The organism is Microbispora sp. NPDC046973 (assembly GCF_040644495.1).
Taxonomy (GTDB): domain Bacteria; phylum Actinomycetota; class Actinomycetes; order Streptosporangiales; family Streptosporangiaceae; genus Microbispora.
The window spans coordinates 131,353-148,336 of record NZ_JBEYWQ010000013.1 but is presented as its reverse complement, the minus strand read 5'-3'; the positions used below and the strand labels follow the sequence as shown (position 1 = coordinate 148,336).

The 16,984-nt window shown below is 73.7% G+C and carries 17 protein-coding genes; 14 read left to right on the top strand and 3 right to left on the bottom strand.

Annotated elements, in window-relative coordinates; all coding sequences use genetic code 11:
• The first annotated feature begins 42 nt into the window (after positions 1 to 42).
• The 10 genes from arcC to ABZ860_RS23900 all read left to right on the top strand — a co-directional run bounded on the left by arcC (position 43) and on the right by ABZ860_RS23900 (position 8,564).
• The gene (gene arcC, locus ABZ860_RS23945; protein WP_357223902.1) at positions 43 to 978 is read left to right on the top strand and encodes a carbamate kinase; all 936 of its coding nucleotides are present in this window, start codon (positions 43 to 45) and stop codon (positions 976 to 978) included.
• Positions 978 to 2,084 carry a ring-opening amidohydrolase gene (locus ABZ860_RS23940; RefSeq protein WP_357223899.1) on the top strand — a complete coding sequence of 369 codons (1,107 nt, stop codon included), beginning with the start codon at positions 978 to 980 and terminating at the stop codon, positions 2,082 to 2,084. Before arcC ends, ABZ860_RS23940 begins: the two co-directional genes overlap by 1 nt.
• Positions 2,085 to 2,119: 35 nt before the next feature.
• Positions 2,120 to 2,689 (top strand): SseB family protein, encoded by a 570-nt coding sequence (locus ABZ860_RS23935; RefSeq protein WP_357223897.1) that lies wholly within the window; start codon positions 2,120 to 2,122, stop codon positions 2,687 to 2,689.
• A 206-nt stretch (positions 2,690 to 2,895) separates the two neighbouring features.
• On the top strand, positions 2,896 to 3,618 hold the full coding sequence (locus ABZ860_RS23930) for an A24 family peptidase (RefSeq protein ID WP_357223894.1): 723 nt from the start codon (positions 2,896 to 2,898) through the stop codon (positions 3,616 to 3,618).
• A gap of 93 nt (positions 3,619 to 3,711) precedes the next feature.
• A complete protein-coding gene (gene aroC, locus ABZ860_RS23925; RefSeq protein WP_357223891.1) occupies positions 3,712 to 4,890 on the top strand; it encodes a chorismate synthase in 1,179 nt (392 codons plus the stop codon).
• 14 nt (positions 4,891 to 4,904) lie between these two features.
• Entirely contained in the window at positions 4,905 to 5,417 is a 513-nt protein-coding gene (locus tag ABZ860_RS23920) for a shikimate kinase (protein WP_357223888.1), read from the top strand.
• Entirely contained in the window at positions 5,414 to 6,490 is a 1,077-nt protein-coding gene (aroB, locus tag ABZ860_RS23915; RefSeq protein ID WP_357223885.1) for a 3-dehydroquinate synthase, read from the top strand. Before ABZ860_RS23920 ends, aroB begins: the two co-directional genes overlap by 4 nt.
• Complete coding sequence (aroQ, locus tag ABZ860_RS23910) at positions 6,487 to 6,921, top strand: type II 3-dehydroquinate dehydratase (protein WP_079314096.1); 435 nt, start codon at positions 6,487 to 6,489, stop codon at positions 6,919 to 6,921. Before aroB ends, aroQ begins: the two co-directional genes overlap by 4 nt.
• Positions 6,922 to 6,935: 14 nt before the next feature.
• Positions 6,936 to 7,730 carry an SGNH/GDSL hydrolase family protein gene (locus ABZ860_RS23905; protein WP_357223882.1) on the top strand — a complete coding sequence of 265 codons (795 nt, stop codon included), beginning with the start codon at positions 6,936 to 6,938 and terminating at the stop codon, positions 7,728 to 7,730.
• 90 nt (positions 7,731 to 7,820) lie between these two features.
• Complete coding sequence (locus tag ABZ860_RS23900) at positions 7,821 to 8,564, top strand: hypothetical protein (protein WP_357223879.1); 744 nt, start codon at positions 7,821 to 7,823, stop codon at positions 8,562 to 8,564.
• 164 nt (positions 8,565 to 8,728) lie between these two features.
• Here ABZ860_RS23900 and ABZ860_RS23895 read toward each other — a convergent pair whose 3' ends face one another.
• Positions 8,729 to 10,816, bottom strand: coding sequence for an ATP-dependent DNA helicase (locus ABZ860_RS23895; protein ID WP_357223876.1), 2,088 nt, complete (start codon positions 10,814 to 10,816; stop codon positions 8,729 to 8,731).
• A gap of 225 nt (positions 10,817 to 11,041) precedes the next feature.
• Here ABZ860_RS23895 and ABZ860_RS23890 point away from each other — a divergent pair, with 225 nt between their 5' ends.
• Both ABZ860_RS23890 and ABZ860_RS23885 read left to right on the top strand, forming a co-directional pair.
• Complete coding sequence (locus ABZ860_RS23890) at positions 11,042 to 12,283, top strand: hypothetical protein (protein WP_357223873.1); 1,242 nt, start codon at positions 11,042 to 11,044, stop codon at positions 12,281 to 12,283.
• Positions 12,284 to 12,330: 47 nt separating this feature from the next.
• Positions 12,331 to 13,920, top strand: a complete 1,590-nt coding sequence (locus tag ABZ860_RS23885; protein WP_357223870.1) for a Na+/H+ antiporter — start codon at positions 12,331 to 12,333, stop codon at positions 13,918 to 13,920.
• An 18-nt stretch (positions 13,921 to 13,938) separates the two neighbouring features.
• Here ABZ860_RS23885 and ABZ860_RS23880 read toward each other — a convergent pair whose 3' ends face one another.
• A complete protein-coding gene (locus tag ABZ860_RS23880; RefSeq protein WP_357223867.1) occupies positions 13,939 to 14,199 on the bottom strand; it encodes a UBP-type zinc finger domain-containing protein in 261 nt (86 codons plus the stop codon).
• A 121-nt stretch (positions 14,200 to 14,320) separates the two neighbouring features.
• Between ABZ860_RS23880 and ABZ860_RS23875 the strand changes: the two genes are divergently transcribed.
• Together ABZ860_RS23875 and ABZ860_RS23870 are read left to right on the top strand one after the other, a co-directional pair.
• On the top strand, positions 14,321 to 15,037 hold the full coding sequence (locus tag ABZ860_RS23875; RefSeq protein ID WP_357223865.1) for a ferritin-like domain-containing protein: 717 nt from the start codon (positions 14,321 to 14,323) through the stop codon (positions 15,035 to 15,037).
• A 115-nt stretch (positions 15,038 to 15,152) separates the two neighbouring features.
• Positions 15,153 to 15,518, top strand: a complete 366-nt coding sequence (locus ABZ860_RS23870; protein WP_357223862.1) for a hypothetical protein — start codon at positions 15,153 to 15,155, stop codon at positions 15,516 to 15,518.
• A 27-nt stretch (positions 15,519 to 15,545) separates the two neighbouring features.
• Here the strand turns inward: ABZ860_RS23870 and ABZ860_RS23865 are convergent, their stop codons facing one another.
• Positions 15,546 to 16,946: an MFS transporter gene (locus ABZ860_RS23865; RefSeq protein ID WP_357223859.1), complete on the bottom strand. Its 1,401-nt coding sequence runs from the start codon at positions 16,944 to 16,946 to the stop codon at positions 15,546 to 15,548.
• Positions 16,947 to 16,984 lie beyond the last annotated feature (38 nt).

The following is a 16,984-nucleotide window of genomic DNA, read 5'->3' as shown; positions in this document are numbered from 1 at the left end:
CTCGCCAATGAAGGCCCGGGTGGGGCTGGATAGTTTCCGGATGTGGGCGGACGCGTACTGATCGCACTGGGCGGCAACGCCATGACGGCTCCCGACGGGAGCGCGTCCCCGGCCGACCAGCAGCGGGCGATCGGCGAGGCGATGGCCCACGTGGCGGCGCTCAGCAGGGCCGGGCACGAGGTGGTGCTCACCCACGGCAACGGCCCCCAGGTCGGCAACCTCCTGCTGAAGAACCAGCTCGCCGCCCACGTCGTGCCGCCCGTCCCGCTCGACTGGTGCGTGGCGCAGACGCAGGGCACGATCGGCACGCTCATCATGAACGCCTTGCAGCGCGAGCTGGGGCACGCCCGGGTGGCGGCGGTCGTCACCCGTACGCTCGTGGACCCGGCCGACCCGGCGTTCCGGGACCCGGTCAAGCCGATCGGGCGGTACTTCGGGGAGGACGAGGCGCGCCGCTTCGAGGAGCACGGCCAGGTGTGGCGGCGCTTCGACCGCGGATGGCGGCGGGTGGTCGCCTCGCCGCGGCCCGTGGAGATCCTCGACGCCCCCGCCGCCGTCGCGCTCATCGACGCCGGATTCACGGTCGTCGCGGCGGGAGGCGGGGGAGTGCCGGTCGTGCGCCGGGAGGACGGCACGCTGGCCGGAATCGAGGCCGTGATCGACAAGGACCTCGCCGCCGCCGCGCTGGCGGTCGCCGTCGGCGCCACCGATCTCGTGATCGCGACGGACGTGCCGTACGCCGCCGTGGACTTCGGCACGCCCCGCGCCCGCCCGATCGGGGAGATCGACGTCGCCGCCCTGCGCGAGTTGCAGGCGGCCGGTCACTTCGCCGGAGGCAGCATGGGACCCAAGGTCGAGGCCGCCCTGTGCTTCGCCGAGGAGACCGGGGGACGGGCCGTGATCACCTCGCTGCACCACATCGGTGCCGCGCTGTCAGGAAATATCGGTACGAGGGTGTACAGAGGGGTGGAGAGATAGTGCCGGATCCGATCGAGGTACGGAAGGTTCCCATCGAGAGCGTCACCGACGCCTCCGGGCTGGCGAGGCTGATCGACGACGGCGTGATCGAGGCCGACCGCGTGCTGGCCGTGATCGGCAAGACCGAGGGCAACGGCGGCGTGAACGACTACACGCGGATCCTGGCCGACCGGGCCTTCCGCGAGGTGCTCGTGGCCAAGGGCACGCGCACCGCCGAGGAGGTCGCGCAGGTGCCCCTGGTGTGGTCCGGCGGCACCGACGGCGTGCTCAGCCCGCACGCGACGATCTTCGCGACCGTCGATCCGGCCACGGCCGTACAGACCGACGAGCCGCGGGTGAGCGTCGGTGTGGCGATGAGCGAGGTCATCCTCCCCGAGGACATCGGCAGGCCCGCCATGGTCGAGAAGGTGGCCGCCGGAGTGCGCGAGGCCATGAAGACCGCCGGTATCGACGACCCGGCCGACGTCCACTACGTGCAGACCAAGACGCCGCTGCTCACGCTGTCCACGATCACCGACGCCAAGGAGCGCGGCCAGACGGTCGTGACCGAGGACACGCTGAAGTCGATGGACATCTCCAACTCCACCACGGCGCTCGGCATCGCGGTCGCGCTCGGGGAGATCGAGATGCCCTCGGCCGAGCAGATCCACAAGGACCTGTCGCTCTACTCGTCGGTCGCCTCGTGCTCCAGCGGCGTCGAGCTCGACCGGGCCCAGATCGTCGTGGTGGGCAACGTACGCGGGATCGGCGGGCGTTACCGCGCCGGCCACTCGGTCATGAAGGACGCCCTGGACGCCGACGGGATCTGGGAGGCCATCCGCGGCGCGGGTGTCGACCTGCCCGAGCGCCCGCATCCGAGTGACCTCGGCGACCGGCTGGTCAACCTGTTCATCAAGTGCGAGGCCGACCCGTCGGGCCGCGTACGCGGGCGGCGCAACATCATGCTCGACGACTCCGACGTCCACTGGCACCGCCAGATCAAGGCGACCGTCGGCGGGGTGGCGGCGAGCGTGACCGGCGACCCGGCCGTGTTCGTCTCCGTGGCGGCCGTCCACCAGGGCCCGTCCGGCGGAGGCCCGGTGATCGCCATCGCCGACCTGGGCTGACGCCCCAGCCGAGGCCGGGGGTAGGGTCGGGAGACGTGCCATCGATTCCGCAGCCCCTGCGCCCCGACGACGACGGCGGCACCGACGCGTCCGTCGCGTCGGCGCTGACGGCGTTCCAGGCCGGCACGGCGACGGCGGCCGACGTCCTGGCGGCGCTCGCCGGGACCAGGCTGCTGGTGCCCGTGGTCGCGCTGCTCACCGAGTCGGAAGTGGGGGAGCACGGCCTGCGCCAGGAGAAGGAGAGCGAGATGGCCCTCCCGAAACTGGTCGGCAAGGACGGTCGTGAGGCCGTGCTCGCCTTCACCGGGACCGAGCCGATGCGCAGGTGGCGCGCGGACGCGCGGCCGGTGCAGGCCACCGCCCCGCAGGTGTGCCAGGCGGCGCGGCACGAGAGCGCCGCCGCCGTGGTGGTGGACGTGGCCGGGCCGGTCCCGTTCGTGATCGAGGGCGGCATGCTGCAGGCCCTCGCCACGGTGGAGGACGCCAAGAGGGACGCCTCGGCCGTGGACCGTCTCGCGCGCGAGGTGCCGGGCGCCACGGTGGCCCGTCTGGGGACCCCGGAGGAGAAGCGCCGCGGCCGCTGGTGGAGCCGCCGCCGCGCCTGAGCGGCCTCGATCGCCGGCGGAGCCGCGGCCGCTGGTGAAGTCGCCGTCGAGCCTGAGCGGTCTCGGCCGCCGGCGGAGACGCCGTGCCCGAGCGGCCTCGGCCGCCGCCCGCGTGACGCCTGGCTCGTCGTCCACAGGAACGCGGTCGTCCACAGGGGAGCCCGCACCCCGGCCCTCGGCGGCGTGTGGGCGTTAGTGTCGGCCGCGTGTCCCTCGTCGTCCTCGCCGCCGCCGTCCTCGGTCTGATCGCCGGCGCGTACGCGCGCGCGATCGCCGCCGGATTCGGCGCGGAGCCGGGCGACCGGCGCGAGAGCCTCGGCGGGGAGGCCCGGAGGGCCTTCGCCGCCGCGGCCCGCACCGTGCCGCTGCCCCGCCCGCCGTACGCGGTCGAGGGCGCGACGGCGCTGGCCGCGGCGCTGGTGGCCTGGCGCGTCCACGACGGCTGGGTGCTCGCCGCGTGGCTGTACGCCGTGGCCGCCGGAGCCGCGCTCGCGGAGATCGACCGGAGAACCTGGCGGCTGCCCGACGCGATCATGCTGCCGTCGTACCCGATCCTGCTGGCCCTGCTCGCGCCGTCGGGCCGCCTGCTGCCCGCGGTGGCGTCGGGGTGCGCGCTCGGCGCCGTCTACGCCGTGCTGTGGTTCGCCCGCCCCACGGGCCTCGGGCTCGGCGACGTGAAGCTGGCCGGGCTGATCGGCCTGCTCACCGGCGCGCTCGGCGTGCAGGCCACGGTCGTGGCCGGGATGGCGGGCCAGGTCCTCGGCGCGCTGTACGCCGTGGGGCTGCTCCTGGCCCGCAGGGCCACCCGCACGACCGAGTTCCCGTTCGGCCCGTTCATGCTCGCGGGGGCGCTCGTGGCAGTGGCCTTTCCCGGGACCATTCCCGAGGCCTTTCCCGCGGCTTTCCCCTGGGCTTCCCCCGGCGGGTAGCACGTGCTGTTTCCCGGTCTGGGGGCATCCGCGTACGGTCATGGGGGTGTCAGGGGGACGTCGCAGTCGGGTGCACATGGAAGACTTGTCACCATGCTGCGCTGGTTGACTGCCGGGGAGTCACACGGCCCCGAGCTTCTCGCGATCCTGGAAGGCCTGCCCGCCGGGGTGGAGGTGACCACCGCCGACCTCGCCGAGGCGCTGCGCCGCCGCCGTCTCGGATACGGCCGCGGGGCGCGGATGAAGTTCGAGCAGGACGAGGTGACGATCTCCGGCGGCGTACGGCACGGCCGCACGCTCGGCTCGCCCGTCGCGATCCGCATCGGCAACACCGAGTGGCCGAAGTGGGAGACCGTGATGGCCGCAGACCCGGTCGACCCGGCGGTGCTGGAGGGCCAGGCGCGCAACGCGCCGCGGTCGCGGCCCCGTCCCGGTCACGCCGACCTCGCCGGCATGCAGAAGTACGGCTTCGACGACGCGCGGCCGGTGCTCGACCGGGCCAGCGCCCGGGAGACCGCGGCCCGGGTGGCGCTCGGCCAGGTGGCCCGATCCTTCCTCAAGCAGGCCCTCGGCGTCGACATCGTCAGCCACGTGGTCTCGATCGGCGAGGCCGTCGCCCCCCGCGACGTGCTGCCCGGCCCCGGCGACATGGAGGCCGTGGACGCCGACCCGGTGCGCTGCGTCGATCCGGCCGCGAGCGCGGCGATGGTGGCCGAGATCGACAAGGCGCACAAGGAGGGCGACACCCTCGGCGGCGTGGTCGAGGTCGTCGTCTACGGCCTGCCGCCGGGCCTCGGCAGCTACACCCACTGGGACCGGCGCCTCGACGCCCGCCTCGCCGCGGCCCTCATGGGCATCCAGGCGATCAAGGGGGTCGCGGTCGGCGACGGCTTCGAGACCGCCCGCCGCCCCGGCTCCCGGGCCCACGACGAGATCGAGAACACCCCCGAGGGCGTGCGCCGCCTGACGAACCGGGCCGGCGGCGTCGAGGGCGGCATGACCAACGGCGAGCCGCTGCGGGTCAGCGCCGCGATGAAGCCGATCTCCACCGTGCCCCGCGCGCTCGCCACGGTCGACGTGCTGACCGGCGAGCCGGCCAAGGCGCACCACGAGCGCTCGGACGTCTGCGCGGTCCCGGCCGCCGCGATCGTCGCCGAGGCGATGGTGGCGCTGGTGCTCGCGGACGCCGCTGTGGAGAAGTTCGGCGGCGACTCCGTCGAGGAGGTCGCGCGCAACGTGTCGGGCTACCTGTCGTCCCTGGTCATCAAGTAATAGGGTTTGTGATCATGCAATCGGCGTCCCAAGGCCCCGCCGCGGTCCTCATCGGCCCGCCCGGCTCGGGCAAGTCCACGGTCGGGCGGCTCCTCGCGGACCGCCTCGGCCTGCCGTTCCGCGACACCGACGCCGACGTCGAGGCCGTCGCCGGCAAGACCGTCAGCGACGTGTTCGTGGAGGACGGCGAGGAGAGGTTCCGCGAGCTGGAGGCGCAGGCCGTGCGCGACGCGCTGGAGACGCATCCCGGCGTGCTCGCGCTCGGCGGGGGCGCGATCCTGCACGAGCACACCCAGAAGCTGCTGTCCGGCCACCGGGTCGTGTACCTCCAGGTCGGGCTCGACCAGGCGGTCAAGCGGGTCGGCCTCGCCTCGGCCCGGCCGCTGCTGGTGCTGAACCCGCGCAGCCGGCTGAGGCAGCTGATGGAGCAGCGCCGCCCGATCTACGAGGGCCTCGCCGCGATCACCGTCGCCACCGACGGCCGCGAGCCCGACGACGTGGTGACCGAGATCGAGGCGGCGCTGTGACCGCGACACGCATCACCGTGCGGGGCGACAGCCCTTACGACGTCGTCGTCGGCACCGATGTGCTGCCGGAGCTGCCGGGCCTGCTGGACGCGAAGGTGCGCACGGTCGCCGTGATCCACCCCGCCGGGCTGCCCGAGATCGCCAGGCCGGTGCGCGAGACCCTGGAAGGCGCCGGGTTCGAGGTCGTGGCCCTGCCCGTGCCGGACGGCGAGGAGGCCAAGTCGGTCCACGTCGCGGCCGAGCTGTGGTCGGCGTTCGGCCGCTACGGCATCACGCGTTCGGACGCGGTCGTCGGCGTCGGCGGCGGGGCGACCACCGACCTGGCCGGGTTCGTGGCCGCGACGTGGCTGCGCGGCGTCCAGGTCGTGCAGGTGCCGACCACGCTGCTGGCCATGGTGGACGCGGCGGTCGGCGGCAAGACCGGCATCAACACCCCCGAGGGCAAGAACCTGGTCGGGTCCTTCCATCCGCCGAAGGGCGTGCTGTGCGACCTGGCCACGCTGGCGAGCGTGCCGCGCGAGGACTACGTCGCGGGCCTCGCCGAGATCATCAAGGGCGGGTTCATCGCCGACCCCACGATCCTCATGCTGATCGAGGACGACCCCGCCGCCGCCCGCACTCCCGAAGGCGAGCACACCCGCGAGCTGGTCGAGCGCAAGATCCGGGTGAAGGCCGACGTCGTCGGGGCGGACCTGCGGGAAAGCGGCATCCGGGAGATCCTCAACTACGGTCACACCCTCGCCCACGCGATCGAGCGGGTCGAGGACTACCGCATCAGGCACGGCGAGGCCGTGGCCATCGGGCTGGTCTACGCCGCCGAGCTGTCCCGGCTCGACGGCCGCGTCGGCCGCGACGTCGTGGACCGCACGCGCGCGATCCTGGAGTCGGTCGGGCTGCCCACCTCCTACCGCGCCGACGCCTGGCCCCGGTTGCGCGAGCACATGCGGGTGGACAAGAAGGCCAGGGGAGCGGTGCTGCGGTTCGTCGTGCTCGACGACATCGCCAGGCCCGCCCGCCTGGAGAACCCGTCGGAGGAACTGCTCGAAGCCGCGTACCGGGAGGTCGCCCGATGAGGCAGGTGCTCGTGCTGAACGGGCCCAACCTGGGCCGCCTCGGCAGCCGGGAGCCCGACGTCTACGGCGCGCAGACCTTCGACGACCTGGCGGCCCTGTGCCGCGAGACCGGCCGCGAGCTGGGCCTGTCGGTGGAGGTCAGGCAGACCGACGACGAGGCCGAGCTGGTGAGCTGGATCCACGAGGCGGCCGACAGCAGGACCCCCGTGGTCCTCAACCCCGCCGCCTTCACCCACTATTCGTACGCGTTGCGCGACGCGATCGCGCAGCGTACGGCTCCGCTGGTCGAGGTGCACATCTCCAACCCGAACGCGCGGGAGGAGTTCCGCCACACCTCGGTCGTGGCGGCGGTGGCCACCGGCACGATCGCGGGTTTCGGCATGCGGTCGTACGAGCTCGCGCTGCGCGCGATCGCGGACATGGGCGAGTGACGAAAGAAGGGATCATGGGCTACCGGTCGTACGTGGCGGTCGGAGACAGCTTCACCGAGGGGCTCAACGACCCCCTCCCGGACGCGCCCCCTCCGGCGCCGGGGGAGGTGGTCCGCTACCGGGGCTGGGCCGACCGGGTCGCCGAGCGGCTCGCCCTGCTCGAACCGGACTTCCGCTACGCCAACCTCGCGGTGCGGGGGAAGCTGATCGACCAGATCATCGCCGACCAGGTCCCCGTGGCAGTGGGGCTGAAGCCCGACCTCGTCAGCTTCTGCGCGGGCGGCAACGACCTCATCCGCCCCGGCACCGACCCCGACCAGATGGCCAAGAAGCTCGCCTCCGCCGTACGCGACCTGCGGGCCACCGGCGCTGACGTCGTGCTGTTCACCGGGACCGATCCCCGGGACACCCCGATCATGCGGCAGCTGCGCGGCAAGTTCGCGATCTTCTTCATGCACGTCCGCTCGATCGCCGACCTGTACGGCTGCCACCTCGTGGACATGTGGTCGATGCAGGGACTGCGGGACTGGCGGGCCTGGAGCGACGACCGGCTGCACATGAACGCCGAGGGCCACCGCCTGGTCGCGGCCCGGGTCCTGCACGTGCTGGGCGTGCCGGGCGAGGACGACTGGCGCAAGACCTGGCCGCCCCGCGAGAAGGTGGACCCGAGGGCCAAGCGCCGCGAGGACATGCAGTGGCTCAGGGAGCACTTCGGCCCGTGGATCGGGCGGCGCCTTCGCGGCACGTCCTCCGGCGACGGCCTCGCCCCCAAGCGGCCCGAGCTCGGCCCGCTGCCCCCTGCCAGCTGACCCCGGTCCCCTGCCAGCTGACCCCGTCCCCTGCTCACTGACCCTGCTCCCGCTCCGGGACCCGACGCGATTCGAGACAGGGGAGTGACGATGGCCTGGAGACTACGACGGCGCGTGCCCCGGCGCGGACGGGTGTGGCTGCTGGTCGTGCTCGCGGCCCTGCCGATCGCGGCGGCCGCCGTCGTGGCGGTGGCATTCCCGTCGGTCGCCGCCACGACCTGCCCCGGCTGTTACGGGCTGGAGCGGCTGGCCCCGGATGTCTACGCGGAGCCGAGCCTGCCGCCGGACCGGAAGCGGCAGGTGGTCGCCACCGTGGAGGAGGCGGAGCGGCGCGTCCGCGACTTCTACGGCGGCAGGCAGACCTCCCCCCGGATCCTCGCCTGCCTCAGCGATCGCTGTTACCGCCGGATCGGCGGCGGCGGGGAGCGGGGCGTCGCGGTGCTGAACCGCGCGGTGATGCTGTCACCCGAGGGTGTGGACCCGGTGATCGCCTCCCACGAGATGTCGCACGTCGAACTGCACGCGCGGCTCGACTCGGGCGGCGCGCAGGTGCCGCAGTGGTTCGACGAGGGGCTGGCCGTCCTGGTCTCCGGTGACCCGCGGTATCTCGCGCCGGAGACGGCGGCCGACCGCTGCCTGGTGAGCACGGACGCCGCGCTGCCGGTGACGCTGGACGCCTGGTTGCGGGCGGCCGGCGCGGACGCGCGCACCTACGCGAAGGCGGCGTGCCGGGTGAGCCGCTGGGTCACCGCCAACGGCGGGCCGCACGCCGTGCTCGACCTCGTACGCCGCCTGAACGCGGGAGAGACGTTCGGCGCGGTCACGAAGATGTGATCGGAGCCGGCGCGGCCGATCTGACCGTTCCTCCCGGCGACCGGGGCCGAGCGTGCCGGCCGGGTGCAGCGGACTCGACCGGGCGGCGGCCGCCGTTCCGCGGGCCGACGAGCAGGTTCATCCGGCTGCTCGGCCGGAGGCCGCCCTGCCCTCCGCCGGCCCGCTCAGGAGCCGGCGGTGAGACGGCGCAGGGCGTCGCGGACCTTCGCGGGGTCGGTGGTGCGCCAGAAGGGCGGCAGCGAGTTGAGCAGGAACCCGCTGTAACGGGCGGTGGCGAGCCGCGGATCGAGGACGGCGACGACGCCCCGGTCGTCCATCGACCGCAGCAACCGGCCCGCGCCCTGCGCCAGCAGCAGCGCGGCGTGGGTGGCCGCCACCGCCATGAAGCCGTTGCCCCCCGTGGCCGCCACGTGCCGCTGGCGGGCCGAGGCGAGCGGGTCGTCGGGACGCGGGAACGGGATCCTGTCGATGATCACCAGGGTCAGCGAGGGGCCGGGCACGTCGACGCCCTGCCACAGGGACAGCGTGCCGAACAGGCAGGTGGCGGGGTCGCCCGCGAACTGCTTGACGAGCTGCGAAGTGGAGTCGTCGCCCTGGCAGAGCAGCGGCACGTCGAGCCGCTCGCGCAGTGCCTCCGTGGCGGCCTTCGCGGCCCGCATGGAGGAGAACAGGCCGAGCGTCCGGCCGCCTGCCGCCTCGATGAGCTCGGCGATCTCGTCGACGTACGCCTCGGGCAGGCCGTCGCGGCCGGGCTGGGGGAGATGCGTGGCGACGTAGAGGATGCCCCGGCGCGGGTGATCGAACGGCGAGCCGACGTCGAGGCCGGTCCACTCCCCGGCCCGCAGGCCCCATTGGCGCGACAGACTGTCGAACGAGCCGCCGAGCGCGAGCGTGGCGCTGGTGAGGACGACGGTGCGGTCGCCGAACAGCTTGTCGCGCAGCATGCCGCCGACCGACAGCGGCGCGACCCGCAGGGTGGGGGGAACGCGCCCGCGCCCCTCCTCCAACCAGACGACCTCGGCCCGGTGGACCTCCTCGGACCGGGCGTCCACGGCCCCGCTGTTCGCGCCGCGCTCCGAAGCCCGTGAGTCCCGCGAGTCTCCGGAGTCCCCGGCGTCCTCCGCGTCGTCTCCGGCCTCGTCGCCGCCGGCCGCCGGGCCGAAGGCGTCGAGCATCCGCTGCGCGGTGTCGTGCACCTCGTCCAGCGCCGTGAACGCGGCCTTGCGCAGCCCGGCGTTCTCCGGGTCGTCCTTATCCTTGTTGCGCGGCCCGAGGGCCGTGATGCAGGCGAAGGCGGCGTCGCGCACCAGCGCGAGCGTCATCCCGAGCGATTGCGGCAGCGTGTCGACGCGGCCGGGCGGGGCGACGGCCAGCAGGGCGCGCAGGTCCTCGCCCGCCTCCTGGAGCCGGTCGGCCACCCCCTGCTCGATGAGCCGCCCGGCCCGGCGCACGGCGAGGCTGACGGTGCTCTCCGACAGCTCTCCGGTGACCACCGACGTCACCCGGTCGACCAGCTCGTGCGCCTCGTCCACCACGACCACGTCGTGCTCGGGCAGGACCGCGAAGTCCTCCATGGCGTCGATCGCCAGCAGCGCGTGGTTGGTCACGACGACGTCGGCCTCGCCCGCCCTTTCCCGCGCGAGCTCGGCGAAGCAGTCGGCGCCGCTGGGGCACCGCTGGGCCCCCAGGCACTCCCGGGCCGTCACGGAGAACTGCCGCCAGGCCTGGTCGCTCACACCGGGCACGATCTCGTCGCGGTCGCCGGTCTCGGTCTCGTTGGCCCACTCCTGGATGCGCTGCACCATCCGGCCGGTGGCGCTGACCTCGCGCGGGTCGAAGAGCTGGTCGTCCTCGTCCTCGGGCATCCCGGCGGCCATCTTGTGGCGGCACAGGTAGTTGCGGCGGCCCTTCAGGATCGCGAACTCGGGGCGGTGCGGCAGCAGGCTCTCCAGCGCATCGGCCAGCCGGGGCAGGTCGCGGTCGACCAGCTGGCGTTGCAGCGCGATCGTGGCGGTGGACACCACCACGGCCTCGCGGCTCTCGGCCGCGTGCCTGATCGCTGGCACGAGGTAGGCCAGCGACTTGCCGGTGCCGGTGCCGGCCTGCACCGCGAGGTGCTCCTCGCTCTCGATGGCGTCGCGCACCGCCTGCGCCATCTTGACCTGCCCCGGGCGCTCGACGCCGCCCACCGCGGTCACCGCGGCGGTGAGGAGTTCTTCGACGGGCGGAAGCTCGGGACGGTCCTTGGGCACGGAAGAACGCTACCCGGTGCCACCGACATCCGGTGCGTGTCCGCCTCACCACATCCTGGCGTTCCAGGAACTCCCTCCCGGCACGCATGGCACACTGAGATGTCAGTGCTCTCAAGGTCAACGGCGATCTACCCAGTGAGGTCGAAAAGGGACGAAACGGAAGTTTCGCGAGGGTTCCCGAGATCGAGTGGACGGAAAAGGGCAGGTAAAGGCACTATGTCTGCCATGTCGGAAGTTGTCCCACTGCCATCGTTCGGCGAGGTGTTCTTCGACGCGCGAGGCCAGGACCGTGTGCTGCGGGTCACGTGGCACGACGGCACGCTGGTGCTGAGCCTGTGGCGGGGCGAGATGTGCACGGCCAGTTTCCGCATGCCCATGAACGACGTGGGACGGCTGATCGACACCCTGGACGAGGGTTTCGCCGAGGCGGGCGGCGAGGAGCAGGACGCGGGGACGGGGCCGTTCCCCCGGCAGGGGATGGCGGGCCAGGACGGCTACGCCCCCCAGGAGGCATACCCTCCGCACCCGCAGGACCAGGGGCAGGACGCCTACGCGACCCAGGTGCACGACCCGTACGCCACGCAGGTCCACGACCCGTACGCGGCCGAGGCGCCGGAGGCGTACCCGGCGCGGGCCCAGGACGCCTACGCCGTTCCCGACGGGTACGCGGGCCAGCCCGGTGACGGATACGCGGCGCAGGACCCCTACGGCGCACCCCAGGGCGTGCCGCACAACGCGGCCCAGATCCCGTACGGCCAGGCCCGGGACGGGTACGCCGTCGACGAGGGCCACGCCGCCGCGCCCGACGGCTACGGCCAGGCCGCCCCGGACGGGTACGGCAGAGCCCGCGACGGCTACGCGCAGGGCGAGAACGGCTACGCCGCCCGGGACCGCCGCGCGTCGTACGACGCCGGGTTCCCCGAGCAGCCCGCCCAGCCCGACTACGAGTACCCGGACTATCCGGGGACCGGGCAGTACGCCCGTCCGCCGGTGCCGCCGCCCGCCCCGGCCCCCGAGGCCTACCCGGCGCCGGCCGCGCTCGGCCCCAACGACGTGCTCGTCGCCCGGGGCACGCCCACCCAGGACCGCCTCGTCGCGTCCTCGGCCCAGACCGGCCCGCAGCCGGCCTACCGCCCGGGCCCGCAGCCGCAGGCCCCGCAGCCCGTGGCAGGGCAGCCGGCGGGGCAGCAGCCCGGGGCGGTCGACCCGAGCGATCCCCTGGGCCTCGGCGCGGTCCGGCCCTACGTCAACGAGCAGTACCCGCACGAGCAGTACGCGAGCGAACCGCCGCTCTACACGACGGGCGAGCGCCTGCGGCCGGACCAGTGGCCTGCCGGTCAGGCCCCGGACCAGCACGCCGAGCACGAGCGCCGCGGGGCCCGGCGCGGCGGGCAGCCCGCGACGGACTCTCCGATCCCGTGGTCGGACGAGGACGGGGAAGGCTGGGAGAGCTCGCGGGGGTGGTGAGGGCCCCGGTCAGCGGGAGTTCCAGCTGTAAGTAACCTCGTCGTTTGATGGACACATCAACGGCACTGCAGTTCCTCCTGCTCCCGGCCGGCGCCCTCGGCGTCGCCGCCCTGGCCAGATGGCGTGACTGGTCGGCTCCACTGCTCCTGGTGGTGGCCGGCCTGGCCGCCTCCTATGTGCCCGGGGTTCCCGACTACAGCCTCGACCCCCACATCGTCCTGGTGGTCTTCCTGCCGCCGATGCTCTACTCGGCGGCGCTGGACAGCTCATATCTGCGGCTGCGCGACGCCGCCAGGCCCGTCGGCCTCCTGGCCGTCGGGCTCGTTTTGGCGACCACCCTGGTGGTCGGCTTCGTCGCGCACGCGATCGTCCCCCAGCTCCCGCTCGCGGCGGCCTTCGCGCTCGGCGCGATCGTCGCCCCTCCCGACGCGGTGTCGGCGGTCGCCGTGGGGCGCAGGCTCGGTCTGCCCCGACGCGCGCTGACCATCCTCGTAGGCGAGAGCCTGTTCAACGACGCGACGGCCCTGACCGCCTACCGGGTCGCGGTCGGCGCGGTGACCGGCGCGGCCGCCGACCTGCTCGACATCGGCGGGCAGTTCCTCCTGGCCGCCGGCCTCGGCGTGGCGATCGGCCTGGCCATCGCCTACCTCGCGGGGTTCGTGCTGCGGCGGCTCGACGACGCGCTGATCGCCAACGGGGTCTCGCTGCTCGTGCCGTACGCCGCCTACCTCGCGGCCGAGGCCGTGCACGCCTCCGGCGTGATCGCCGTCGTGATCGTCGGCATCTACCTCGGCCACGAGCTCAGCCGGACGACCTACGGCACGCGGCTGCTGTCGGACGCGGTGTGGAAGGTCGCCGACCTGGTGCTGGAGTCGATCGTGTTCGCCCTGATCGGCCTGCAGCTGCGCCCGATCATCGCCGGGCTGGACGGCCAGCGGCCGGGGGAGCTGGCGACGTACGCGATCGTGCTGTTCCTGGTGGTGGTCCTGGTCCGGATCGCGTGGGTGCCGCCCAGCACCTACCTGCCGCGGATGCTGTCGAAGCGGGTGCGCGCCCGGGAGCCCAAGACGCCGTCGTGGCAGAACGTGATGCTGACGAGCTGGGCGGGCATGCGCGGGGTGGTGTCGCTGGCCGCGGCCTTCGCCCTGCCCGTGCACTTTCCCCAGCGCAACCTGCTGCTGTTCCTGACGTTCGCGATCGTCGTGGGCACGCTGATCGTCCACGGGCTGTCGTTCCCGTGGCTGATCAGGCGGCTGGGCGTCTCCACCGCCCGGGAGCGGTACGGCGACGACCTCGCGGAGGCGGGCGCCCAGCAGGCCGCCGCGGCCGCGGCCCTGGCGCGGCTGGAGGAGCTCACCTCCGACGGCGTGCTGGACGTCCACGAAGAGGTCGTCGACCAGTTGCGCACCCGCGCGGAGCGCCGGGCCATGCACGCCTGGGAGCGGCTCGGCGGCGGCACCGGCCCCGAGGGCGAGGAGACGCCCGCCTCGCTCTACCGGCGGCTGCGCCGCGAGATGCTCGCCGCGGAACGCGAGGTGTTCGTGCGGCTGCGTGACGAGCGGCGCATCGACGACGAGGTCCTCCACCGGGTCATGCAGGAGCTCGACTTCGAGGAGGCGACGCTCGAACGCGGCTGAGCGGGCTCAGGGCGCGGTCTACTGGCTCAGGCGCTGGTCGATGAAGCACCAGCGCCAGTCCTCTCCCGGCTCGAACGAGCGGATCACCGGGTGGCCGGTCTCCTTGTAGTGGGCGGTGGCGTGCTTGCCGGGAGAGGAGTCGCAGCAGCCGATGTGGCCGCACTCCAGGCACTTGCGCAGGTGGACCCATCGCATGCCGCGCTCCAGGCACTCCTGGCAGCCTTCGGGCGTGAGCGGCTCAGGGTCGGCCGTCACGAGCAGGTGTTCGCAGTTCCCCATGCCGCAGATGCTACGGGGCGCGTCGGGTGCCCGGCTCCGCCCGGGGCCGGGGGCCATGTACGCCGAACCTCTACAAACTCCCCCTCGGGATCTGCACACCGCTTCCGTAGGTTCGTGGGCCATGACGACGACGGTCGACACGGGCGACTTCACCGCCTGGTTACGCGACTTCGAGGGCGCGGCGCTGCTGCGGCGCACATGGGGCGACCCCGACTGGAGCGCGGGAGCACGGCTGGAGCCCGCCCTCGTACGGAGCCTCCAGCGGTTCCAAGTGGGGGAGGACGGCGACGGCGCCCGCCTCATGGACAAGGCCCGCCGGGCGGGCGACCCCGTCTACGCGGAGGCGGTCCGCCTGTTCGTGGCCGAGGAGTGCGAGCACGCCCGCCTGCTGGGCCGGCTCCTGGAGGCGGCGGGTGCGGCGACGATCTCCGGCCACTGGACCGACGCCGCCTTCGTCCGGCTGCGGCGGCTCCTCGGGCTGCGCACGGAGCTGATGGTCCTGATGCTGGCCGAGGTGGTCGCGCTCGGCTACTACCGGGCCGTGCGCGACGGCGCCCGTGACCTGCTCGCCTCCGAGGTCGCGGGCCGGATCCTCGCCGACGAGCTGCGCCACGTGCCCTTCCACCGCGAATGGCTGCGGCGGTCCTTCCGGAGGTCCTCCCGGCTGTCGCGGGTGGTCGCCTCGGCCCTGTGGTGGTCGCTGCTTGCGGGCGTGCTGGCCGTGGTCGCCCTCGATCACGGCGACGCCCTGTGCCGGGCCGGAGTGTCCAGGACCGCCTTCGCCTGCGAGGTCGCGGGGTATTTCCGCGGGGTCGTCGGCGAGGTGATGACGGGGTGAGCGCGCAGGACCTCCCTGCGGTACGCCGAAGGTTCAGGGGTGAGTGCGGAGGGACGCGGAGGTCCCCCGCTTCGGCTCCGCGGCGGGCGGGCCGCGGTTGGGTAGGGTGATCGGCATGCGACTCCTCCCGTTCGCCGCCGCCTGCGCGGCCGCCGTCCTGCTCGCCTCCGGCTGCGCGAGTGCGGACAAGGCGCAGACGTGCGCCGAGGCGACGCGGCTGATCAGCCAGACCATCAGCGAGATCGGCAAGGTCGTGGACGACCCCGCCGCCATGCGCAAGAAGATCGAGGATGGCGCCGCTGACCTGGAGGACATGGCGAACAAGGCCGCCGACACCACGCTCAGGGACGCCCTTCAAGGGCTTGCCGACAGCCTCCAGAAGCTCGATGTCGACGACGCCAACGCGGCGGTGGACGCGGCGCAGAAGGTCGCCACCGACGGCGCGACCTACCTGCGCGAGGTCAGCCGGGCCTGCCTCTGACCCGGCCGCCCGCACCGCGCCTTTCGCTCAGGTGTGGTCTACGAGGGTCGACTGATCCCTTCCGGCCGGGCGCAGCGCCGGCGTGACCGCCACACCGATCACGGAGACCACGGCGGCGACCAGGACGGCAGAGCGCAGACCGTCGGCGGTGGCGGCGCGCAGCGCCTCCCCGGTCAGGCCGGCGGTCGCGCGACCGGAGACGGCCACCAAGGCGGCCAGGCCCGCGGCGCTGCCCGCCTGCAGGACGGTGGAGGACAGGCCGGAGACCACGCCCTGCTCCCGCGCGGCCACGCCGGTCGAGGCGAGGATGAACATCGTGGAGAACCACAGGCCCGCGCCCAGCCCGAACCCGGCGACGCCGGCCATCAGGCCGAGGTAGGACCCGCCGGCCGACAGACGCCAGGCCAGCAGCGCCGTACCCGTCGCCCCCACGGCGATGCCGAGGATCAGCGTGCCGCGCAGCCCGAGGCGCGGGATGAGCCGTTCGGCGGCCAGGTTGCCCGCCGTGATCGCGAGGGTGGGTCCGAGGAAGGCCAGGCCCGACTCGACGGAGTCGTAGCCGAGCACGTCCTGGAAGTGCAGCGTGAGGAAGTACGGCACGCACTGCAGGGTCATGCCGTAGACCAGGATGACCCCGGCCGCGGCGGCCGTGTGCCGGTTGGCGAGCAGCCGTGGCGGCAGCAACGGGTCGCGGCCGCGCGCCTCGGCCACGAGGAAGACGGCGAGCAGTCCGGCCGCCGCGGCGGCGGACGCCAGGACGCCGGGGGAGGTCCAGCCCCACTGGGGGCCCTGCGCGACGGCGAACACGAGTCCGGTGACGCCCGCGGTGCCCGTAAGGGCTCCCGGCAGGTCGAGTCCGCCGGCCCGCCGCCTTCCGTCCGGCGTCAGCACGGTGAACGCCGCGGCGGCGCCCACCGCAGTCAGCGGCACGTTCACGAAGAAGACCGACTCCCAGCCGAACGCGCCGGTCAGGACGCCGCCGAGCAGCGCGCCGAGACTCAGCCCGGCGGCGCCGCACGTCGCCCAGACGGTCATCGCCCGGTTGCGCGCGGGTCCTTCCGGGAACATGGTGACGACCAGGGAGAGGGTCGCGGGCATCAGGACCGCTCCACCGAGCCCCTGCAGCGCCCTGGCGCAGACCAGCGGTGCGGGGGAGGAGGCCAGCCCGCCGAGCAGCGAGGCGACGCCGTACAGCAGCAGGCCGGTCACGAACATGCGCCGCCTGCCGACCAGGTCGGACAGGCGGCCCCCGAGCAGCAGGAAGCCGCCGAAGGGCACCGCGTAGCCGCTGACCACCCACTGCAGCGCGTGCGGGGAGAACCCCGCCTCGCGGGCGATCTGCGGCAGCGCGACGTAGACGACGGTGAAGTCCAGGGCGGTGATCGAGCTGCCCAGGCCGAGAAGCACGAGAGGGATCACGGATCTCATGCGGGCAGCCTGATCGCGGCCGCGGACCCCAGCCAGCC